Origin of the sequence: Butyrivibrio sp. LC3010 (assembly GCF_000424385.1) — a bacterium.
In the GTDB taxonomy this organism is placed as follows: Bacteria; Bacillota; Clostridia; order Lachnospirales; family Lachnospiraceae; genus Butyrivibrio.
Window position 1 is genome coordinate 1 of sequence record NZ_AUJU01000068.1, and the last position, 1,225, is coordinate 1,225.

Consider the following 1,225-nt stretch of genomic DNA (forward strand, 5'->3'; position numbering starts at 1 on the left):
TATTCATGAAACTTACAATCTCAAAGTCCAAGAATTCAGAATCATTCTATATTTCCAAATCCTTTATTGATAATTCTGGAAAAAGCACCACTGCTACTGTCCGTAAACTCGGCACACTTTCAGAATTAATAAAGGATCATGGCCCAACTCGTGATGATGTTATTGCCTGGTGCCGCAGCGAAGTTGCTGCCGAAACCAAGAAGTACAAACAGGCACGCAAAACAAAGTCTGTTCAGGTTGTTTTCCACGCAGATAAAGAATTAGACTATGCACAGCGCAAACTATTTGAAGGCGGTTATCTGTTTCCTCAGGCTGTTTACTACAAGCTCCAGCTGGATAAGATCTGTAAAACAATCAAACAACGTCATCAGTACGAATACGATTTAAATGCCATTCTTTCTGACCTGGTTTATAACCGCATCCTTGATCCACGTAGCAAACTTTCTGCATATAAAGCTGCCCAGTCATACCTTGAAGCTCCTACATACGAACTTCATGATATCTACAGAGCATTATCAGTACTTGCAGAAGAATCGGATTTTATCCAGTCTGAAGTTTTTAAGAACAGCAACTATTTTGGTAAAAGAAATGATCGAATACTTTACTACGACTGCTCTAACTTCTATTTCGAAATTGAACAAGAAGATGGTAATAAAAAGTATGGCAAAAGCAAGGAACATCGGCCTAACCCAATCGTTCAGATGGGACTTTTCATTGATGGAGACGGTATTCCTCTGGCATTTTCAATTTTTGGTGGGAATCAGAATGAGCAAAAATCATTAAAGCCTTTAGAATCAAAAATCCTTCAGCAGTTCGGTCATGATAAGTTTATTTACTGTAGCGATGCCGGCCTTGGTTCAACCGATAATCGCAAATTTAACCACCTAGGAGAACGAGCGTTTATCGTCACCCAGTCAATAAAAAAGCTTGATGCAGAAAACAAAAAACTCGCACTGAGTAAAGATGGTTTTAAAAGGCTTTCGGATAATAAAAAGGTTTCTGCTGCAGAAATTGAAAGTACTGATTCTGATGAGTTGTACTACAAAGAAATCCCTTATATCAGCGGAAATATCGATCAGCTACTCATAATCACCTATTCGCCCAAATATGCAGCTTATCAAAAGGCAATCAGGGAAGCTCAGGTACAACGTGCCGAGGCCATGATCAACAAAGGAAAGCTAAAAAAGAATCGTAAAAACCCTAATGATCCAGCCCGTTTTATAGG

Annotated in this window: 1 protein-coding gene; it reads left to right on the forward strand. The window is 39.0% G+C overall.

Going from position 1 to position 1,225, the window contains the following annotated elements; genetic code table 11:
* Window positions 1-5: 5 nt before the first annotated feature.
* Window positions 6-1,225: IS1634 family transposase (locus G622_RS26280; RefSeq protein WP_026512090.1), on the forward strand; the 1,220-nt coding region annotated here is incomplete at its 3' end.